Annotated in this window: 17 protein-coding genes and 1 CRISPR repeat array; of the genes, 2 read left to right on the top strand and 15 right to left on the bottom strand. The window is 69.0% G+C overall.

Annotation, left to right across the window (positions count from 1 at the left end):
- Positions 1 to 184 precede the first annotated feature (184 nt).
- The 4 genes from ACZ6Y7_RS32575 to ACZ6Y7_RS32590 form a co-directional block, all read right to left on the bottom strand.
- Positions 185 to 658, bottom strand: a complete 474-nt coding sequence (locus tag ACZ6Y7_RS32575; protein ID WP_465761538.1) for a MarR family transcriptional regulator — start codon at positions 656 to 658, stop codon at positions 185 to 187.
- The gene (locus ACZ6Y7_RS32580) at positions 655 to 1368 is read right to left on the bottom strand and encodes a hypothetical protein (RefSeq protein WP_465761539.1); all 714 of its coding nucleotides are present in this window, start codon (positions 1366 to 1368) and stop codon (positions 655 to 657) included. Before ACZ6Y7_RS32580 ends, ACZ6Y7_RS32575 begins: the two co-directional genes overlap by 4 nt.
- Positions 1369 to 1557: 189 nt before the next feature.
- Positions 1558 to 4470, bottom strand: coding sequence for a helix-turn-helix domain-containing protein (locus tag ACZ6Y7_RS32585; RefSeq protein ID WP_465761540.1), 2913 nt, complete (start codon positions 4468 to 4470; stop codon positions 1558 to 1560).
- 896 nt (positions 4471 to 5366) lie between these two features.
- Positions 5367 to 5627: a hypothetical protein gene (locus ACZ6Y7_RS32590; RefSeq protein WP_465761541.1), complete on the bottom strand. Its 261-nt coding sequence runs from the start codon at positions 5625 to 5627 to the stop codon at positions 5367 to 5369.
- A gap of 159 nt (positions 5628 to 5786) precedes the next feature.
- Between ACZ6Y7_RS32590 and ACZ6Y7_RS32595 the strand changes: the two genes are divergently transcribed.
- Positions 5787 to 6410 (top strand): hypothetical protein, encoded by a 624-nt coding sequence (locus tag ACZ6Y7_RS32595; RefSeq protein ID WP_465761542.1) that lies wholly within the window; start codon positions 5787 to 5789, stop codon positions 6408 to 6410.
- A gap of 72 nt (positions 6411 to 6482) precedes the next feature.
- On the opposite strand, the gene ACZ6Y7_RS32600 is transcribed toward ACZ6Y7_RS32595, so the two are convergent.
- A complete protein-coding gene (locus ACZ6Y7_RS32600) occupies positions 6483 to 8255 on the bottom strand; it encodes a zinc finger domain-containing protein (RefSeq protein ID WP_465761543.1) in 1773 nt (590 codons plus the stop codon).
- Positions 8256 to 8470: 215 nt separating this feature from the next.
- Here ACZ6Y7_RS32600 and ACZ6Y7_RS32605 point away from each other — a divergent pair, with 215 nt between their 5' ends.
- Positions 8471 to 9043, top strand: a complete 573-nt coding sequence (locus tag ACZ6Y7_RS32605) for a restriction endonuclease (protein ID WP_465761544.1) — start codon at positions 8471 to 8473, stop codon at positions 9041 to 9043.
- A gap of 347 nt (positions 9044 to 9390) precedes the next feature.
- Here ACZ6Y7_RS32605 and ACZ6Y7_RS32610 read toward each other — a convergent pair whose 3' ends face one another.
- The 10 genes from ACZ6Y7_RS32610 to ACZ6Y7_RS32655 all read right to left on the bottom strand — a co-directional run bounded on the left by ACZ6Y7_RS32610 (position 9391) and on the right by ACZ6Y7_RS32655 (position 19518).
- Positions 9391 to 9573, bottom strand: coding sequence for a DUF4177 domain-containing protein (locus ACZ6Y7_RS32610; protein ID WP_465761545.1), 183 nt, complete (start codon positions 9571 to 9573; stop codon positions 9391 to 9393).
- Positions 9574 to 10194, bottom strand: coding sequence for a hypothetical protein (locus tag ACZ6Y7_RS32615; protein WP_465761546.1), 621 nt, complete (start codon positions 10192 to 10194; stop codon positions 9574 to 9576).
- A 363-nt stretch (positions 10195 to 10557) separates the two neighbouring features.
- A CRISPR array of direct repeats spans positions 10558 to 11134; the repeat unit is 29 nt; unit sequence CGGTCAGCCCTCGCGTGCCCGGGTCGGAC.
- A gap of 93 nt (positions 11135 to 11227) precedes the next feature.
- On the bottom strand, positions 11228 to 13258 hold the full coding sequence (locus ACZ6Y7_RS32620; protein ID WP_465761620.1) for an RNA-guided endonuclease TnpB family protein: 2031 nt from the start codon (positions 13256 to 13258) through the stop codon (positions 11228 to 11230).
- Between the two features lie 164 nt (positions 13259 to 13422).
- A complete protein-coding gene (locus ACZ6Y7_RS32625) occupies positions 13423 to 13944 on the bottom strand; it encodes a hypothetical protein (RefSeq protein ID WP_465761547.1) in 522 nt (173 codons plus the stop codon).
- A 124-nt stretch (positions 13945 to 14068) separates the two neighbouring features.
- Positions 14069 to 14557 carry a hypothetical protein gene (locus ACZ6Y7_RS32630; protein ID WP_465761548.1) on the bottom strand — a complete coding sequence of 163 codons (489 nt, stop codon included), beginning with the start codon at positions 14555 to 14557 and terminating at the stop codon, positions 14069 to 14071.
- 130 nt (positions 14558 to 14687) lie between these two features.
- On the bottom strand, positions 14688 to 15521 hold the full coding sequence (locus ACZ6Y7_RS32635; RefSeq protein WP_465761549.1) for a DciA family protein: 834 nt from the start codon (positions 15519 to 15521) through the stop codon (positions 14688 to 14690).
- Entirely contained in the window at positions 15518 to 16738 is a 1221-nt protein-coding gene (locus ACZ6Y7_RS32640) for a hypothetical protein (protein ID WP_465761550.1), read from the bottom strand. The genes ACZ6Y7_RS32635 and ACZ6Y7_RS32640 overlap by 4 nt, the downstream gene beginning before the upstream one ends.
- A gap of 959 nt (positions 16739 to 17697) precedes the next feature.
- Positions 17698 to 18372: a YdcF family protein gene (locus tag ACZ6Y7_RS32645; protein ID WP_465761621.1), complete on the bottom strand. Its 675-nt coding sequence runs from the start codon at positions 18370 to 18372 to the stop codon at positions 17698 to 17700.
- Positions 18372 to 18716 carry a hypothetical protein gene (locus tag ACZ6Y7_RS32650; RefSeq protein ID WP_465761551.1) on the bottom strand — a complete coding sequence of 115 codons (345 nt, stop codon included), beginning with the start codon at positions 18714 to 18716 and terminating at the stop codon, positions 18372 to 18374. The genes ACZ6Y7_RS32645 and ACZ6Y7_RS32650 overlap by 1 nt, the downstream gene beginning before the upstream one ends.
- Entirely contained in the window at positions 18706 to 19518 is an 813-nt protein-coding gene (locus ACZ6Y7_RS32655) for a GntR family transcriptional regulator (RefSeq protein ID WP_465761552.1), read from the bottom strand. The genes ACZ6Y7_RS32650 and ACZ6Y7_RS32655 overlap by 11 nt, the downstream gene beginning before the upstream one ends.
- Between the last annotated feature and the right edge of the window lie 300 nt (positions 19519 to 19818).

Raw genomic sequence — 19818 nt, forward strand, 5'->3', positions numbered from 1 at the left:
ATATCGTGTGCAGAATGTCGGCCGGACTGACATTTACTTCGTTGATATGTCGGTGTCGCTGACGTTTTTTGCCCGGGAGAAGGTGTCTGTGGGTCAGTGCTGCTGGGGCCCCACCAGGGGTTCAAGTGGCACGCCAAAGCCCCGCCCCCGGGCTGAGTCCGAGGGCGGGGCTTTGCTGGTGGGGCTAGCTGACGGCGTGCAGGGTGCCGCGGCGTTTGGCGGCGGCCGCCTTCTTGGCTGCGGCCTGGGCCGCGCGCTTCTTGCGCTGCTGGGCGAGCTGATCTTGGTAGGCGGCGACGGCTCGGTGGTAGGACTCGACGAACCCGGGGGTGTCCAGACGGTCTTCCAGTGGCATCTCGTTGACGGCCGCGACCGCGTCTTGGGGGGAGTTGTAGCCCGCCAGCATCGCATTGATTTGGTAGAGGCCGTTGCGGATCTTCCTGACCAGTCTGGCCAGCTCCAAGGTGCGCAGCGCGGCGTTGGCGCTGGGGCGGCTGAGTCCGAGGAGGTCGCCGACGCTGGCCTGGTCGATGGTGATGCGGCCGCCGGGCTCGCTGAGTGCGCGGAGCTTGAGGAGCGCGCGGTAGGCGGCCGGCGGCAGGTCGAGGTCGGCCAGGAGGCCGTCGGCGTTGACTGCGGCGAATCGCAGCTGGCTCACTGCAGTGTTCCTTCCTCTTGCTGCGCCTCGCGTTCGAGGCGGCGCCTGGCACGTCGCTTCGACCGTTCCCGGCGCAGGTCCTCGATGGCCTTGCGCATGTGCTCCAGCGACGGGTAGCGCACCAGTTCCGGCAGGCTCGCGTCCTTGCGGATGCTGGTGAGGGTGTCGTGCTGCTCTACGCGAATGTACTCGGCTTTGCCGCCGGCGGTCTCGGTGCCGGGGATGTACTCGGCTGCCCGGTAGGAGAAGGGCGGGTTGAACTGGTAGACGCCGCGCTTGACCTTGAAGCAGATGCCGTGGCTCATGACCTCTTGCAGGGCCTCGGAGGCCTTCGTGCGGGAGACGTCGAGGACGGTGGCCATCTCCTCCTGGGTGAGGTGGATGCGGCCGCCGGCGCGTTGGCAGGCGATCAGCAGCAGGATCAGGCGCAGCGGGAGTGCTTCGCGGAAGTACTGCGCGATCAGGAGGAAGAACTCCAGCGAGTCCATCGAAAAGGCATTGGGCCGGTCCGGGGTGCCGTAGAACTCGAGCGGGTTGCGCTCGCCTTCCAGAGTCAGCTTCCGGCCCGGGTAGCGACGTGCCACCTCGTCGAGGTCCTTGACCGGGGCAAGCGGCTTGCTCCACGCCTGGATGGCGTCGTCGGCCGGTGGCAGCGACCGCGGAGCGCGCTTGGCGGTCGGCGGCCGGCCCTCCTTGGGCTCGGGGGCCACTCCTGCTCCTCTCATGGATGATCACGTGCGGCAGCAGTATGTCAGTCCTGCTGACAGATACGTCGGTCTTGCCGACATTTCGCGCGTGTTGTGTCCCCTCAGGGGGGACACAACTCTTCTCGCTCCGTGAAGTGCTGGGGGAATTCTGTGGGCGGTCCATCTTGGCTCTGCTCTTTGCTGTGGGTCGCTTCAGTCGCTCAGGTTCAGTCGCTCCGGACCGGTTTCCTCGTCCTTGTCTGCGATACCGATCCGGGACCTGAGATGCAGAGCCTGCTCGGCCGAGTACCGGCTGCCGGCCGCCGCCGCCCGCGAGTACCAGGCCAGGGCCTCGTGAAGATTTCCCGCCTCCCGAAGGAGATCCGCCATCTCCCTCACCGCCCGTCGGTCCCGGGCGTCCACCCGCTGCTTGAGCCAGGCCTCGGCAGCGTTCAGGCCCCGGTGCTTGCGCAGCAGCCACACGGCTTCCCGGTAGGCGTGCCATTCCCCGGCGTCGGAGGCCTTCGAGAACGCCGAGACCGCGTCGTCCACCAGGGTCCCGTCGCTCTCGCACTTGTCCCGCAAAACCAGCCCGACTTGCATCGACGCCTTCGAGTCCCCCAGATCAGCCGCCCGCCGAAACCACCTGAGCGCATCGTCAGGCCGCCCGGTTGTCCGGTACAGCACCGCGACCCGCCAGATAGCCGCCCGGTCCTCCGGTACCGCCTCCGCAGCCTTGAGGTAGAGCGACAGCGCCTCGTCTTCCCGGCACTTCGTCGTGAGCAGGTCGGCGAGAGGCAGCATGCTCGAGCGGTCGCCGTGATACACCGCCGCCCGGTACATCAAAATCGCTTCGTCATCCCGGCTCAGCTCCTGCAGACGCTCCGCGGCGCTGCGCCACCCGGTCAGGTCCCCCGCCTCCCCGGCATCCGCGTAGAACCGAAGGGCTCTGGCCGTGTCTCCCATCTCCCACAGAAGGTGCGCGGCTTCGCGCAGGGCAGCAGGATTTCCTGCAGCCGCCAGCGCCCGGAGCCATCGCACCGCCTCCTCGGTCCGGTCTTTGCGCTGCATGAGCGAAACTGCAGCCCTCAGAGCGTGGTCATTCCCGCCGGCCAGCGCCGCCTGCTGATAGATCGCGATCGCCTCGTCATCCCGGCCTTCCCGAAGAAGCCGCCGAGCGGCAGCCACGGCCGCGTTGGCATCGCCGGCTTCCGCCAGGGTCCGCAGCCACGAGATCGCCTCATAGGGCTCGCCGTTCTCGCTCAGCAACCTGGCCGCCGGTTCAAGGGCCTGAGGATCACCGGCTTCCGCGGCGCGCTGATACCAGGTGGCCGCCTCCTCGAGGCGACCCGACTGCTGAAGGAGAGCACCCGCCATGTGAAGGGTGTGGGTGTCCCCCTCCTCAACGGCCGCGTGAAGCTTTTGCGTTTTCAGCAGTGGATGAACGTTGCGGCTCGCGGACAAGAACTGGGCCACCGCGCCCCGGGCGGCGTTGGCATCGGCCAGGGCAAGCCGGGGATCCAGACCGACGGATCCGGCCAGTGAGACCAGCTCGTCACCGGTGAACCGGTCCGGAACGTTGACGACTGAGTCCTCGATCAGGGTTCGCGCCGCCGCAGCGATTGCCCCGCCTGAACCGCGAGTCCCGTTCAGCACCGCCGCCGTCGCGGAGATGCTGCCGACAATCAGCACCGGCGCCCGGCGCTGGTCGTGCAGCGCATTGATGATCTCAGCGTGAACCCGTCCCGCCGCGGCGCACTGAGCAGGATCCAGATACTGATCGATACGGTCCAGCCACACCACGCTGCGAGGCCCGGCCTTGGCCAGCACCTCAACCACCAGTTCACCGTTCAGAGGATCCACTGGATAACCCAGACGCCACGTCCCGGGCAGCCTCCGCACCGCCTCCCAGCAGCTGCGCGACTTGCCGGTCGCCCGCCGCCCGCGGGCGATAACGATCGCACTGTGCCCTTCGACAGCCTGCTGCACAACGCCGTCGAGCACCACGTCGTGCTGACGCCGGACATAAGGCACCAGAGTCGGCAGCACGGCCTCGGTGTTCGCGAACGCGAACGCCTCCCGAACACCCAAGGCCAACGGGTCTGCCTCCCGAACCGCACACCCGTACGGAGGCTCCGTCGCCGCACGGATCCACAATTCACGGGCCTGCGCACCGGCCGTCACCGGCTCGACGCCAGCCATACGGGCCAGCACCACCGCCACCGCTATCGCGTCCACCTGAACGCCCAGCGCCGACGAGCGCAGCAGCCTGTTCACGGTGTCCCGCGTCGGCGCCGAGTCCAATGAGTCGTCCAACCGGATCGCTGTAGCGATGTCCACCAAGGACGGCCACCCGGCCTCCAGGTACAGCGTGTGTACGAAATCCTTGAACTCCCGCATCGGCCCCGGCCGCACCCAGTCTCGCGGCGCCGACGGCCGACGCCGCGACCCCCTTCGCCCCGGGGCCACCGCACGGCCGTCTCTGAGCCTCACCCCGGCAGACCCGGCTCCCCGCCCACGGTCCCGCGCCCGCCCCACCGCCTGAAGGCGAATCCACAGCTGCTCCCACTCAGCTTCGGGGTAGTCGGCCGCCGGGGAACCGTCAAACTGCGAGATCACCCGCATGAACGCACAGAACACCAGCTCGGTCGGTACCACCCCCGGGCGTAGCGCGTCCCCAAGCGTGCTCCGGGACAGGCTCAGGCCCATGCCTTTGGCCCGCTCCTCGATGGCGCGCAGCGACGGGCTTCCACTCAGCAGCAGCGCCGAACGCATCTGCTCGCCCAGGTCGTGCGCCTCGCTCAGCGAATCCGGCTCACGCCAGCCAACCGTGCGTCGTCCACGTGCCGCCGACGCATTCGCCGGCGTCTTGCGCCACAGCCTTTCCGCCTTCCTCAGCTCTGACGGGGTGGCACCGCACGACCGGGCAAAGGCCTGCACGACGTCCAGCCGCGGACGGCGGCGTCCGGACGCGGCGCGGGAGAGGGTCGCGATGGAGATGCGCGGCGATGTCTCTGCGGCCATCTGGGCATAGGTCTTCCCGCTGCGTGCGCATAGAGCCTGGAGGAACTCGGCGAGACTCCCGGCAAGCGCTCCTGAGGCGATCGCCCTTTTCGGCCTTCCCACTGCGCACGCTCACCCGCGCCGGCGTCCCGCAGAGGCGGCCGAGACCAGACGTCTCACTAGCTCGGCCGCTGCCACGACGGCGGCACTGGACAGCGCGATGACCGTCTCGGTTGACAGCCCCATCGCGGCAAGCGCGACGAAGACGGCCAGCACCGCCACCGCCAGGACGATGAGGCCGACAGGCACTTGCCCGCCGGTCTCGTGGCCCCCACGCCGTACTTTCATGTGAAGTCCCTCTCGGTTACCGCAGCCCTCACGACGTATCCGGCACGGGGAGGGGTCGTAGTCCTCTACCGCACCGTGCGGCTAAGTGTTGAACACGCCGAGGCCCGGAGTAAGCCGTCAGACCCATCCTTCCGCCAGGCCTTGAAACAACCGTGACCCAAGGCAAGGGCGTTACCGCAGACCAGAGCGTTGAGGCCCCGTCAATGAGCCGCGCTTGTCCGGTTTTCAGTCCGGCGCCCGCGCCACCCTTGCGGTTTTTGCATGATTGTCCGGGTGTCAATGCAATAACCGGGTCTCCTCTCGTGCCTCCCTGCCCTGGTCAGAGCCCGGCATCCATCGATCATGCCTGCCTGGATCGTGCGAAGTGTCCGGCACGAAGCCGTCGCAACCCGGTGCGCTCCCTACAGGGCGCGGCAGATTGGTGACCACCCTCCCGGCCGCAGCCCAGAAACAAGCCGGGAACCACCGCCGTGCACCGGTCGTAGCGGAGCCGGCAACCAGCCGACAGGCTGGCCGCGTTCGGGGACGCTCTGTGAGGCGTCCCCGAACGCTTATCCACAACCGTGCCAACCGCCGACCACCGCTCCCGCTCCGGCAAGCACAGCTGCCGATGGACGCGCCAGCGCACGCGCCCTGGCCGCCCCGGCGGGTCGGTCGGAGGTATCGGTGGGTCAGGGCAGGTGGGTATGGCCGGCGAGTTGTGCCAGCCAGTGGGCGGCCTGCGCAGCGGCATTGATGGTGGTCAGGGCGAGGGTCGCCTGCTGGAGCAGCTTCGACACGGATTGCCGGTCGCGCGGCGGAACCGAGTGGTTGTCAGCCCGGCAGGTGCGGCGTGCGCGGTTCAGCTTGCCCTGAAGGCGTGCCTTCGGACGGGGCAGGTTGAAGACGCGCCGGGGCTCGTTGGTGTTCGTGCGGCGCACGGGTTTGGGCATGGCTATCCCCTGGATTCATGGTGCGGATTTCGGCCTCCTGGCCTCAACAGCTCAATCCTCTGGGTTAGTTGGGCAGATAGCATCAGCCTTGGGATGCCGAGAAAATCGCGATTCTGACATCGACCGCGCGTTCGAACTATTCGTTGGGGCTGAGTGAGCATGCTGGTCTACTCGACACTGACTGACGCTGAGCGGCTGTGCAGTGTCGGCGTCCGGTCTCCGATTCCGGTCGGCGAAGGCCTCGTACTGCCTGACGAGGTGGACCTGCTCGTAGCGCAGACCGACTTGAAGGTGCGGTTCCGCGCCGCGATCGCCCCTGACCTCATGGTGACGCTCACCGAACCGCCGGTCATGCTCTACGACTGCCTACGAGTCACGTACTCGCCCAACACGTTCCGGCTGGTGCTCGCACAAGGCCTGGCCGCGCTGGCCCGCCGGGGAATCGAAACCGTCCCACCGAGTAAGGGCCCCGTTTGCCCAGTGCTTCCCAACGACCCGCTCGCCATCGTCATCGCCGAGATGATCTGCCCTGGAGGCGCCGGCGACGTGAACCAGCTCCGCGCCATTCTGCATGTACGGGAAGAAGCCCAGACCAAGAGGGCGAGTGCTGCCCAAGCCGCCGAGAAAGCTCTCCACATCAGCAAGAGCACTTTCTACCGCCGGCTACGCCAAGCCAAAATGCTGGGACTAGCGGTACCGGACCGGGCAACGGTGCCGGACGCCGATGACCAGGATTCGGCGACTGTGGATCCGCCAGGTCCACCACCGATGCTCTGGCGGTAATCGGGCTGGCGGTCGATGAACTACCGGCCGCCCCAGGGGCCAGCAAAGCGAGGCGCAGGCTGGCGTGCGGGGTCAGCGGTACCGGAACTGCTGCTGAAGGCGGAGGACTTCGGTCTGCCAGTGTGCGCGGGCGTCGCCCGCGGGGGCGGGGACCTCTCGGCCGAGGCGGGAGGCCAGTTCGCGGTAGAGGGCCGGACGATCGGTGTCGGTGACGGCCAGCAGCGAGGAGAGCAGCGGTTCGTCGGCTGCGGTGCCGTCTTCCACCCGCAGCAGAACCTGGATCTGGTCGTCGGGGTGGAGCAGGGTGCTGTCGACCACGCGGCTCAGCTTCGACCAGGAGGTGGCGGACCGCTCGCGTGCGGCCTTCTTCAACGCGCCGCGCACCCCGGCCGCCAGATCGGTCAGCGCAGTCGGCGGCAACCGACGCGGGGAGGGGATCTGCCGATCCGCACCACCGGGCGAGCGGGAGGAAGCCGATGATCCGGCTGGCGTGCTTCCGGGGACGGGCTGCTGGCGCTCGGCCCGGGCGAGCCACCGGTCGACCGCCTTGCGCTGGCCCGGGGTGACGTGGGCGCCGGCTGCGTCTGCTTCCTTGGCCAGGATGAACACCCGGTAGCGCAGTTCGCGGTCGGGAAGCTGGTCCGCCGTGCGTCCGAGGTCGCTCAGGATGCGGCTCATCCGTGCATGGGCGGCCTGGGCCCGGTCCTTTCGGATCGGCTCGGCGCGGACTGGGCGAGGCCTGGTGTGGTACGTCGGCTGCCTGGTTTCGCGGGCGGTCTGGGCGGCCCGGCGTTTCACGTCCTTCAGGAATGCGGCGGCCCTGACGGCGATCTCGTGCTGCTCAGCGGTGCGTTCGCGGGCGGCCTTGAAGTTCACCTGGGTGAGCAGCGACTTCACCACCTCGGCCTCTCCATCGCTCAGGGCCTGCGCCAGCCGCCCGAAAAGGTCCGTGCGCAACTGCTCCTGCTGCTCCAGCCACAGCCGTGCCTGCTCCAGTAGGCCGGCCACGGCCCGTGCCTCGGCCCCCTCGTACGGCCCGTCGGCCTCGACCGCGCGGCACTCGGACCGGACGATGGTCACGGAGTTGGACTTCAGGGCGCCTTCCAGGCGCTGAACGGTGGTGGGCTTGCGCCAGGGCGCCGAGGTGAAGGGCGTCCAGGCGGTGCGTTTCGCGGCGGCGACGATCTCCTCGACGGCGGGGGTGCGGAAGCCGTCCGGGGACATGTGGCACTCATCGAGGCTGAACCACTCGGTGTCGCGGGCCGGGGCCTGGGTGCCGATGCGCACTCGGCGGGAGGTACCGGCACTGTCCAGACGGACGCGGTGCACGTAGCGGCGCCGGACCAGGGTGTCGGTGTCGATCGGCACCGTCGTACCGAGGACCGGCTCGAGGAGGTCGTTGTCCCACACCGGCGCCACGGCGCTGTCCAGGTGCAGGCGCAGCCCCCGAGTTCCGTGTTCCCACGCGATGTCGACGACGGAGCCGAGCGGTTCGCGCAGATGAACGGTGCCGGGGTGGTCCTGGTCGAGGAGCCAGGCGATGGCGGCGGACTTCACATAGAGGTGGTCGGCGCTGGAGACGTCCCGGGCCCGGCGCTCGCACACGTGCAGGCCGGTCGGGTCGGGCAGGTGCGCGAAGTGGCAGACGCGGTCGGTGTAGAGCTTGGTGGTGAGTCGTTCACCGCAGCCGCCGAGCAGCAGCCCGCACCAGAAGGTGTCCGCGGCGTGCTGCCTGCGGAAGGCGTCCAGCTCGATCGCCTCCAGCGGCAGGATCAGCGGCTCCTCCGAGTCCGCGCCGCCCAGTACCGCTGTCTGGATCCGCCGCTTGTCACCCGGCAACGACAACCCCCAAAGGTCCGCCCTGCATGGACGCTTCATCGTGCCAGCACGAGCGACCCGCTTGCGGGACAACGGCCCAACTCTTCCAGGCCGAGCAGTCACCCGCAGCGTCACTGACAGGCCGCCACGGCCTGACGGTCGCCGTTGCGGTGGCCGGCGTGAACGTCCCACCGGGTGGGCAGGAAGAGCGGCGAACAGGCGGGCCGATGAGGGGGACCGACATGGTGGTGCTGGTGATCGTGCTCGCAACGGTGGCCGCGGTGTTTCTCGTCGTCACCCTGGTGCGGGCCGGACGCCGGGAGTCCGCCGCTGAGCAGGTCCGCCTTGCCGAGGACGCCCGCTTGGCCGGGCGCCGGTCCATGGACGCCATCTGGGCCATGGACGACCGCCAGTTCGAGGAGCACGTCGCCGCGCTGTGCCGGCGCGACGGCTGCACTGGCGTCCAGCGCGTCGGTGGCGCCGGCGACCTGGGTGCCGACGTCACCGCCATCCTGCCCGACGGCCGCCGCCTCGTCGTCCAGTGCAAACGCTACGCGGCACATCGAACGGTCGGCAGCGGCGAGGTCCAGAAGTTCAACGGCACTGCCCGCCTCCACCACGGCGCGGACGTGCCGTTGTTCGTCGCGTCCTGCGTCTTCACGAGGCCGGCCCGCACTTTCGCCGCCGGGCAGCAGATCACCCTCGTCGACGTCGATCTGCTCGGCTTCTGGAACAACGGCACCCCCCTGTCCTCGCTCCTCGAGCTGGACATAGCCCGCTCCGGCACCAACCGCAAACTCGGACCGGCCGGCTAATTCGCTCCCATCCCTGAAGTTGATTGCTCCCTCCCCACCCCGCCGAAAACGCCATCGCCGATCCGCTCGGCAAAACGGACATCCGCCCCTCCACTGCGCTTCGGAGTCGGCCTGCGGCACTGCGCTATCCGCGCAGCAAGGCGGGTCGATGTGCTCGCCGACCTCGCTCGGGCCGGGCCTCGGCCTGGGCTTCCGCCACCCCGTGCCGGGTCGCCTGGCCGAACGGGAGCGCCCGGCCCGGGAAGACTCGGCGGCGCTGGACGACGGCGAGCTGGTTGCCCGGGAGAAGGAGTGCGCGACTTCGGGGACGCGCTGCTGGCGGACTGGCGCGCCTACTACACCAACGCCTAGCGACTGGGCCGCTTCAGCAACACCGAGTAGGTCGGCATATCGCGCTCCCGTTGGGGGACCGCCACGGTGGTGCTGACGGCCTCCCATCCTTGCGCACCTTCCGCGTTCAACTGCCTGATCAGGTCGTTGCCGGGATGCCAGCCACTAACCGAAACCCATTTGTATTCCCAGGTCGTCACTTAGCACTCCCTCAATGATCCGGATTCCCGATGGTGGGGGCGCATGCCGTCGGCCCGGTTCGAGGCGCGCAGGACGTGGTGGTAGCCCGTGGCGTCGCGGTAGAGGGATTCCAGGTACAGCACGCGCAGGACCGCGGTCAGTTCGGTGTCGGTGGCGTCGACGGTGTAGCGGCGGGTGCCGTCGACGGGGCGCGCCTTGGCGATCGCGGTGCCGAGGGCTGCGGTGTCCACACCGGTGAGGTCGCCGGCCTCGGCATCTGCGAGGGCCCGGCGCAGCAGGGCGAGGTCGGTGCCGCGGACGGTGATCGCGGTGTCCGGCACGGGGTCGGGGCCGGGCCCGGCGGTCCGCTCGGGCGGGTTCTCCTGGTGGTCCCGGTAGCGCAGTGCGTCCTGCCCGAGAGCGGTGATCCGCACCGCCCAGGCCGGTCGGGCCGTTTTCGCGGGCGGAGTGGCGAGCGGTTCGGGCTGGGCGAGCTCGCACAGGCCCGCGTCCACGAGGTCGCGGACGATACGGGCCTCGGCGTTTCGGTTTTCCAGGGGCTGAGTCCCGGTCAGCCAGGCGTTCGGCCCCTGGGCGGCCACGGTCTCCAGCATCGCCCACGCGTCCCGACGCAGCGTCACCGGCACCTCCCCGAAAGTAGTGTCACCCCATCCTTCCAGCGCCACAGCCCAGACGTACCGGCTTTCGGCACGCCGTCGGCGCGAAGCTCCCGGGTACGGGCCGCCGCAGGACGGCTGCGGCGACCTTCAGCGCCAGATCATGGGGCAGCGGCCCGTAGTGCTTGATGTACATCCAGCGAGCAGCCCTCGACCAATTGCAGGCAATCCAAGGACGACCGGTGTCGATGACGACCTCATGGACAGTCACGATGTTCTCGTGATCGCGAAGCTTCGCCGCGCTGCGGGCCTCGCGAACGGCCCGCTCAAGACGGCTCGCGTGCCCGGGTCCGACACACCGACCACCTTGCGCAGTTCAGTGCGGAACGGTCGGCCCTCGCGTGCCCGGGTCGGACGGCAGCACGTCGTCCTTGAGAAAGCGGCCGACCGGTCAGCCCTCGCGTGCCCGGGTCGGACTACACGACAGCGATGGCACCGTCCATGCCCCGCGGTCAGCCCTCGCGTGCCCGGGTCGGACTGGTCGGGGCGGCCGTCCGGCAGCCGCGGATACGGTCAGCCCTCGCGTGCCCGGGTCGGACACCGCGCCGCAGGGCGACCTGGTGCTGGTCGACGGTCAGCCCTCGCGTGCCCGGGTCGGACGCCGCCAGTGGAGAAGCCGCCCGCGAACTCGGCGGTCAGCCCTCGCGTGCCCGGGTCGGACCGCTAAGCGGAGCTTCCTGATGCGGGAGCCCACGGTCAGCCCTCGCGTGCCCGGGTCGGACGCCGCCAGTGGAGAAGCCGCCCGCGAACTCGGCGGTCAGCCCTCGCGTGCCCGGGTCGGACCGCTAAGCGGAGCTTCCTGATGCGGGAGCCCACGGTCAGCCCTCGCGTGCCCGGGTCGGACGTGGCGTGGCCGTGGCCGGTCCAGTAGAGGATCGTCAGCCCTCGCGTGCCCGGGTCGGACCCTTCGCGAGCTGGGGTTTTCTTCGGGCTTTGCGATTTCTTTGCTCTCTGTGGAGTTGTGGCCCGAGTTCGGGCGGTGTGGGCTGTCGGGGGATTACTCCCGCCGAGGTGACCCGCCGCCGAGTGGCGGTGGGCCTTCCCGCTTCTGCCTTGCGGCGCGTCCGTGCCTGCCCTCGCGAGCGGGGCTTACCGAACTTCCACGGGCTTTTACGTCCCCCTCTACCAGAGGGACGGCGTGCCGAGCGATGTTGCGGGCCGCGTTGATGTCGCGGTCGATCGTCAGGCCGCAGGTGGTGCAGTGGTACTCCCGTTCGGCCAGGGACAGCGTGGGTTTGACTGCCCCGCAGGCCGAACAGGTCTTGCTGGACGGGCGCCAGCGGTCGAGGACCGCGAGACTGGACCCGTACCAGCACGTCTTGTAGGTGAGCTGGCGCCGGAACTCGCCCGGGGAGGCGTCGAGGACCGCCCGGTTCAGGCCGGCCTTCTGCCGCACCCGCCGACCGGGCCGCTCCGTGGTGCCCCTCGCTGAGGCGCTCATACCGGTGACGTTGAGGTCCTCGATGGCGACGGTCGCAAAGCCCGTGGCCAACTGCTTGGTGAGCTGGTGAATGCTGGTGGCACGGCGCTGGGCGATGCGGTGCTGGACCACGCCAACGCGCCGCGCCGCCCGGGCACGGCGGTTGGATCCGCGCTGGGTGCGGGACAGGACGCGCTGCGCCTTGGCGAGCTGGCGAGTAGCGGCTTCCAGGTGGCGGGGATTGTCGACGTGGACGCTCGCCGGGTCCGTCGGGTCGAGGGGCTGGGAGAGGGTAGCGAGGTGCTTGACGCCCCAGTCCACTCCGATCGTGCCGCGCTCGGTCTGCGCGCGGGTCGGCTTGTCAGGCAGGTCCTGGACCACCTTCACCAGGACGGAGGCATACCAGCGGTTCCCGCCGCGGGAGACGGTCACGGACTGGACGACGGCCTGGCCCTTGCCGATGAGGCGGGACAGGCGCTTGGCGGAGTCGTGAATGCGTACCGAGCCGATGCGGGGCATGATCAGACGCCTGTAGCCGTCCGGGCGGATCGTGGGCTTCTTCACGTCGTGGTGGAGGCGGAAGGAGTCCCGGGCGCGGCCCTTCTTCTTGAACCGCGGGTAGCCGACGGCCCGTCCCGCGCGTCGGCCGGCCAACGAGTCGAACCAGTTCTTGAACGCCACGTCGGCGTCGATGAAGGCCGACTGGAACGCGTAGGTGGACACCTCGTGCCACCACGGGCACGGAGCGAGCGGACCGTGGAAGCCCTCCGGGTTCCCGTCGGTCCGGGAGTCGCCCTTGATCGCGTTGAGGTGCTTCTTGATCACGGCCTGACCCGGGATCCGGACGTCTGCCTTCTTCCTCGCGTCGGCCTCACTCAGCCCGGCCTCGGTCAGAGCAGACACCTGAGCACGCCACTCACGGTGTGCGGCGATCTTCCGGCCCAGCGCCCAGTTGAACGCCCACCTCGCCGCACCGGCATGCTGGCTCAGATCCGCCGCCTGCGCCGCCGTCGGGTCCAGGGTGAACTTGAACGCCCGCAAACTCTCCTGCAGCAAAGCGCAGTTCACCCCTTTCCGTGTCTGCTCGACTACGTTCGGCGAAACCGTAGCCGACCCCACTGACAGCCGGCACCAGAACGACCAAATGCCCTGGCTACAGGGGCTACAGCCGCAGAGGGCTTCTCCCAATCCGGCAGCTCCACGACGTCGACGGCAACCGGCCCCATCCCCCTGGACCGCCGAGGCCTGGCGGGCGGCGGCGTTCTCGCGCATCTGGCGGCGCAGTTCCTGGTAGGCGGTGTGGTCGGCGAGCGGGAGCCAGGCCGGCTGCGCGGTGAGTCGGTTCTCGCAGCGTGCGGGCCGGTCGCCCTGGTCGTGGTCGTGCTGCACCGCGGGGGCGGGGCCGACGCGGATGTCGATGGCCACCACGGTGCCGGGGCGCAGCTGCTCTAGGTCGGTGAGGATGCGGCGGGTCTGGTAGCGGAGCTGGGCGGCCCAGGCCGGGGAGTCGGCGAGCACGCGCAAGCGGCGCGTGGTCGGGTTGTACCCGGCGAGGTGCCAGTGGGCGGCCACCTCGGCGCCGACGATCGCGGGCCAGTGGTCGCGCAGGCCTCCGCCGGCGGTGCCGAGGGTTCAGCCGTGCGCGGGGACCAGGGCGAGGAACACGTCCGCGATGGGGCTCACACGGCCGCAGTCACGGGGCGGGCCTGCCACGCGATGACGGGGTCGATAGCGATCGGTGACTCGCGTGGATCCCCATCAACCTGGCTTCCCTACGTGTTCAGGGCACGTCGTGCTGTGATGGTGAACGTCTCCACGACGTTCCAAAGGTCAGCGCAGCTCTCGGGCAGCCCGGCCGGGTCGCCGGTATCTCGCAAGATGTTCTCCACGAGTTTGAAGACCCTTGTCGAAGCTGGGCCGACAGCCATCGCGGCTTCGGCGACATCGTCAGGGCCTTCCAGGCTCACAACGTCGAGTGCGGGAAGAAACCGGTCGTGATAGTTGTCGCGGAGCTCATTGTGGATCTCAGAGAGTGCGGTTCGCCACTCAGGGTGGGGCGCTCCGCGAAAGAGCGCCATTGCGTTGCCGTGGAGGTTTCCAGTGATGTGAATGGATGCGATGAGCTCCAGGTACGCGGCACGGCGGGCCTGTCTGGTGTGTTCGCCACGGTTTTCGGCAGCGTTTAGCTCCGCCGTGTGACGGGCTGATCGAGCCGATAGGCGGCCGGTCGTCCAGCTTGCGCCGATCGCGGTCGCGCCGGTGATGGCAGCGATCAGCCAGGATGAGTCCCCCATGCCGAGCAGTGTGCGGCTAACGACGACGGGCGGCAAGGTGTCGGGCTGCCGGCCCGTCAGGTAGAACGGAGCCGACGGTGTTCGCTACGCCCGACACTATGAAGTCAGCGGGGCTCGGCGGGTGCTACATATCGACTCGGTGTCGCTGAATCTCTTCCACGCTCCATCCCGTGACGACCGCAACGTCCTTGTCCGATGTCGAAAGCAGCGAGAGCCATTCGCGCAACGCGTCGGCCAAGGAGTCGGGCAGGCCGAAGGAGTTCACCAGGGGCTCGTCAACGCCATCGCCAACGTGGTCGATGTGGAACCACATGCCCGTGGGGTCTAGGCGGTCCGCCGCCGCATCGTAGCCCTCGAGGCCATTTGTACCGGCTTCAATCAGCGCGCCTGAGCGCCAGTCCGTGATCTTCCAGGAGTCCATCCCGGTCTGACCGCCGTTCACGATCCGGTGTCCGGTCTCTTCGAGGCGCTGGATTTCCGCCTCGCGCGCTTCCTGGGCTGCCAGGTTTGCGCGCAGGAGTTCGCGGATGTACTTTCTGATCGGCCCGTCGAGAGCCGTCTGCTGGGTGTTGCCAGCCGTGCCGCTGGTCTCCGTGGAGTCCTGCTCGCTCACGTGCATCTGCCTCTGCTGATCATCTGGAATGGTCCGAGTGGGGGCCGACACATGGGTCGCCGAGGCCACCCTGCCGCCACTGCCGCGCGGTTGTCCCGGCTTTCCCCAAACGAGCGAGGCCGGATGCGGCTCACGCCGCGCTGGCCCGAGTCGGGGCTGGGCGGCCAGTACGCAGTGGGATCGCCCCGGCCCGGGCGGCGCGGGCGACGGCGAGAGCGGCGCGGTGGCGCTCCCGCTGCTGGTGGGAGTGCTCGTCGGTGTCTGCGGTCGGGCCGTTCTCGATCTCGGGGGGCAAGTGGGCTTTCTCGGGCTCGCGCAGTCGGTTGTAGTGCCGGCGCAGGATGTCCTCGCGCTGGGCGGCGGCTTCGTCGAGCGTGGCCTGGCGGGTGGCGGCGTTCTCGCGCATCCGGCGGCGCAGTTCCTGGTAGGCGGTGTGGTCGGCGAGCGGGGGCCGGGTCGGCTGCGCGGCAGGCCGGTCGTCGCGGCGAAAGGGCCGGTCGTCGGGGGCCTGGTCGTGCTGCACCGCGGGGGCAGGGCCGACGCGGATGTCGATGGCCACCACGGTGCCGGGGCGCAGCTGCTCGAGGTCGGTGATGATGCGGCGGGCCTGGTAGCGGAGTTGGGCGGCCCAGGCCGGGGAGTCGGCGACCACGCGCAGGCGGCGGGTGGTCGGGTCGTAGCCGGCGAGGTGCCAGTGGGCGGCCGCCTCGCCGCCGACGATCGCGGGCCAGTGGTCGTGCAGGCCTCCGCCGGCGGTGCCGAGGGTCCAGCCGTGCGAGGCGACCAGGGCGAGGAACACGTCCGCGATCGGTTCGGGTTCGCGCGGGCCGCGCCGCTGCGTGACCGTGGTCTGCCGGGTGGTGCGCTGGGCCGGGGTGTTGCCGTTGGTGCGGGCGGCCTTGCGGGCGGCGCGCAGGGCGGTGCGGGCGAGGTCGGCTCCGCTGGTGACGGACTGGCTAGTCACGCGTCCACCACCTGGTCGGCACCCTCGAAGTCGGTGCTCCAGGAGTTCAGGAACTCCCGGTCCTGGTTGGTGAGCTCAGCGGCGGGTCGGGCCGGGCGGACGTGCTCGCGTACCCGGCGGTACACCTCGTCCGCGGCGATCCGGTCGAACGCGTACAGGCACCACTGCCGATAGGAAGCGCCGAAAACGCCCAGGTCAGTGGCCACCTCGTCCCAGCGGTCCACTGGGCGCCAGGACGGCAGACGGCTGCCCTGCGGGCGCTTGGCCGGGGTGTCCAGGACGCCGTCGGCCAGGTAGTACAGCTCGCCGGTCTTCACGACCAGGCCGTGCTCCATCAGCGGAGCCAGGCGCGCGTGGACGGTGGCACGGTGTCGACGGGTGCTGGCCGCGAGCTCCACCGCACTCTGCCCGTCCCGGTACGCGAGTGCCGCCACCACCTCTGCGGCCGTCTTGCCCAAGCCGCGGGCCCGGAACGCATCCCGGGCCATCAGCTCCGAGAGCAGACGGAAGTCCAGCTCAGCGGGCGTATCCGACGGGGCAGCGGACGTCGTGGCGGGGGCGTGTCGCCGGTTGACCCCATCTAGGTACCCGGGGGCCTCGTGCCCCACCTGGAGGTTGGGGTCAACCGGCGACACATCGTCAGCCGACCCAGTACGCGGCTTGCCCAGCATCCACTTCGAGGACTTCCCGCCACTGCCCTGCTCCGCCCGCCACAGCCACCCGGCAGCCACCAGACGGGCATCCGAGCGCTTCACCGTCGACTCCCCCGCCCCGATACCCAGAGCCAGCTGACGCTGCGACACCTCGTGGTCGAACCCGCCAGCCCGCTCACACAACTCCAGCCGGTACAGCAGGTTCGCCCGGTCCGTCTGCCCGGCCTGCCCTCGCCACGGGAACACCTCGACAGCGACCCGACGCTCCGCCACAGCCGCCAGCGCATCCCGCCGTTCCAGGATCGGCGCAGACTCACCCGTCACACGCACCGCACGCCGCCACACCCGGTCCAGGTACTTCGAGGCGTGGTCATGCCCCTTGGCGTGCGCCAGGTCCCGCAGCAGCGCACCACCGGGTGCCGGCGAAGCCAAGAGAACGTCGCGCAGCGCGAGCCGGTCAGCCCCGACCCGGGCGAACCCGAACGCGATCGCGCTGGTGACCCGGTGCGTGTCCCGGCCAGCCCCCGACCCGCCGTCCGAACCGCCCTCGCGGTACCGCTCCATCCCCGCGCCCTCAACCACCAACGCCCGCATCCGAGCCGACAACCCCGAAGGGATCTTGGACTGCCACCCCCCGGACCGCTGGCCGGGAACCCGCGGTCCGGCCGTAACTACACCCGACGGGGCGTCGCCTGCGACACCAACACCCTCACCCAGATGAGTGATGTCCATCACAGTCCCGGGATTGCGGGCGGCCGGTCCGACAACCGGTCCGCCAACAGAACCCAAGGCGGGAGCGGGGGAGGAGAGATCGCCCCCCTCGCGGGGGCGCTCGCAGAAGGCCGGAACCAGGGGATCGACACACACTTGCCCCGCCGCGCGAAACTGGCGCAGGGCAGCACTGACCTGCAAAATGGCAACGCCTTCCTATTGGTGGGCATGCAAAACCCGCTCGGGGCTCGCGCCCTGCGTGGGAGGTTCTGGGATGAACCGAACGATTCGCCCGAATTGACCGGCTGCTAACCGGTCTCCGGGCGCGGAACGGGTTGCTAGCCCGACCGCAAACTGATGGCCGCGCGCTTGGTGCTGCTAACACCGAGCCCGGCCGGGGCGGCGCGAGCCGCCGCCCCAAAGACCTACGTCATTCCCGCCTCCTCGACAGGAGTGCGCGCAGCGCGGCGGGCCGGGACATCACAGAAGCCCCGTCGACAAGCCAGCGGCTTACGTCGCTGACCTCTCGGCGGGGTGCTGCTTGTCCATCCCGGTAGGTGGGTAGTCTTCTTCACGTCGTCGACTCCCTCCTTCCAGGATTTGGGGACTGTCGACGCAGGCCCGAGTTCCTCGGGCCGCGAACCCCCGAGGCCGGCCAGCTGTCGGGGGTTTCCGCTTTCAGATATGGGTCACGATCATGCACGCTGCGTAGCACGATATCGCTTCCCGTGCTGGCCACGCCCTGAGCTTCGTGCTTGGCGCGGCGCGCCCCGAGGTGCCATCAGTTGCCTCGGGCGCGTGCCGCCATCGCATCAAAGGGCCGGACGGATCACCCTGCTGTCGAACCCTCTGTCCCGAAGCCTTTCGTAGGCATCGACGGCCTCGACGGGGACCTCCTGGTCGATGATGAACCCCTTCTTCGGGTACTCGATCAGACGCTGCAGAGTTCCAACCAGCATGTCCACGACAGTTTTGGTGTTTCCGATCCTGTCCACGTATTCGCTCAGCGTCACCGGTTCGGAAGCGCACACCACATCTACCTCTGGCCACATCTTCATTACGGTGGCGAGACTCCGGCGCTGCTCGTATGGCTTCGAGACGAGCAGGAGAGAGCTGACTGATGCGCCAGCAGCTTGCAGAACCTCGCGCGAGAACTGGAAGTTCTCGGCGGTGTTGGTCGCGTGCGTCTCCAGGAGGATCGCTGTGCGGGGAACACCGAGCGATACTGCGTGCTCGGCGTAGTGGATCGCCTCCCCGCGAGGGAAGCGCTTCAGGGTGGTGGGACTGTTGGCTCCGCTAAAGACGATGAGCGGTGCCATCTTCTCGATGTAGAGCTGTGCGGAGTGTGTGGCCACGCCAAGGTCGTGGCTGCCCAGACCGATGATCACCGAGCACGGTCGGATCGTGTGGTGAAGCTGGTGGTAGTCCCACAGCAACTGTGCATCGTCCCAGGCGTCCTGGGAGATGTCCGTCCGCGTATCCATCATCACTTGGTCTGCTTGTCTGCCGGGCCGGTGAACGCATCCCGGACTGTGGTCGCAGGCACGTCCAAAGCGGAGGCGATCTCTTCCCAGGAACATCCCTGCTCCACCGCGGCCTGGACGAGCAGGCGCTGTTCTTGCAGGACCTTCTGAGTGATCGCGACCCCAAGCGCCAGAGCCGAGAGGGGGTCTGCTGAGGTCGTGGAACCGAGGTCCTGTCGGCGACCGAGCGCACGCGCGAGGTGAGTGTCTCGGCGGTGAGCCATCGAGACGAGTGCGGCTGGCGGCACGTCGGCAGGCGTTGCGATGTGTGCCGTGTCGATGGCACGCGGACGGCCTTCACTGGGCATGCGAGTCTCCTGACGCAGAGTCTGGGATGAGGAAGTTGTACTCCCACGAGAAGCGGCTGGCCGAGTGCACGCCGACCGCGTACTCGATCACAGTGCCGTCCGCGGTGTAAGTCGTTCGGTGGAGCACCATGACGGGCTCCCCTGCGGGCAGTTCGAGCTCCGCAGATTCGGCCGGCGTCGGCATCCGTGCGTAGAGCTCCTCGGTCATCTGGTGCGGTTCCAGGCCCAGTTCGAGAAAGACTCCGAAACCGCCGCCCTTGCCCGCCGGACCCGGAGTGGGGTCCTCCAGCCGCGTGCCCTCGACATGCTGCACCTTGTAGTAGCTGGTCAGCGTGTGCGTAGGGACTCCGGCCTCCTTGACCAGGCGGGCCCGACTGACTACCTCGGTCCCTTCAGGAACGCCGAGTCCTGCCGCGACGGCCCGGGATGCTGGCAGGCGGGAAACTACCTGTGTCTGGTCGTTCCGGTTGTACTCGCGGCCACTGGCAACCCGATCGGCGATGAAGGCCACCTCGCCGCGATCGCGCCACTTGGCCTTGTCGTAGCGCTGGATGCCGAGGCGCTTCAGTGGCAGTCGTTCACGTGCATAAACGCCGCCGCCCTGGCGGCTCGTGACGACGCCAGCCGACTTCAAGCGCAGGACAGCCTGCCGCACCGTCTCCGCCGTGACGCTGTAGCGCGCGACGAGCTGCTTGGTTGTCGGCAACTTCTCGCCGGGGGCGATGTCGCCCGAGTCGATGGCAGCCCGCAGGTCGTCGGCGATCCGTTGGGATGCCGGGCGCGGGTCGGGCGGTGTGGTCATGGCGCTAGGTTAGCTCACTTTTGGCAGTTCACCAGTGATGCAACGGGTACTTCACAGTGAAGCCCTTGACTCGACTGAGGGTCGCTGCGTACCTTCATTCCGTGACGAACTTCACCAGTGAAGTTGGTGAAGTTTGCTGCGCAGTACAGAACCGCAGGTAGTCGCCGCCCACAGTTCGGGTGCCGGGTAGCTCCACCAAACCCATGCGACTGCCGCACAGCAGCGCTGATGCGCTGTCCGTTCCCCAGGGCACCGGGATTTCCGCGCGGCCTGGGGAGCGGAGAGAGCACCGCAATGCGG

It is taken from the genome of Kitasatospora sp. NPDC053308, from assembly GCF_055585785.1.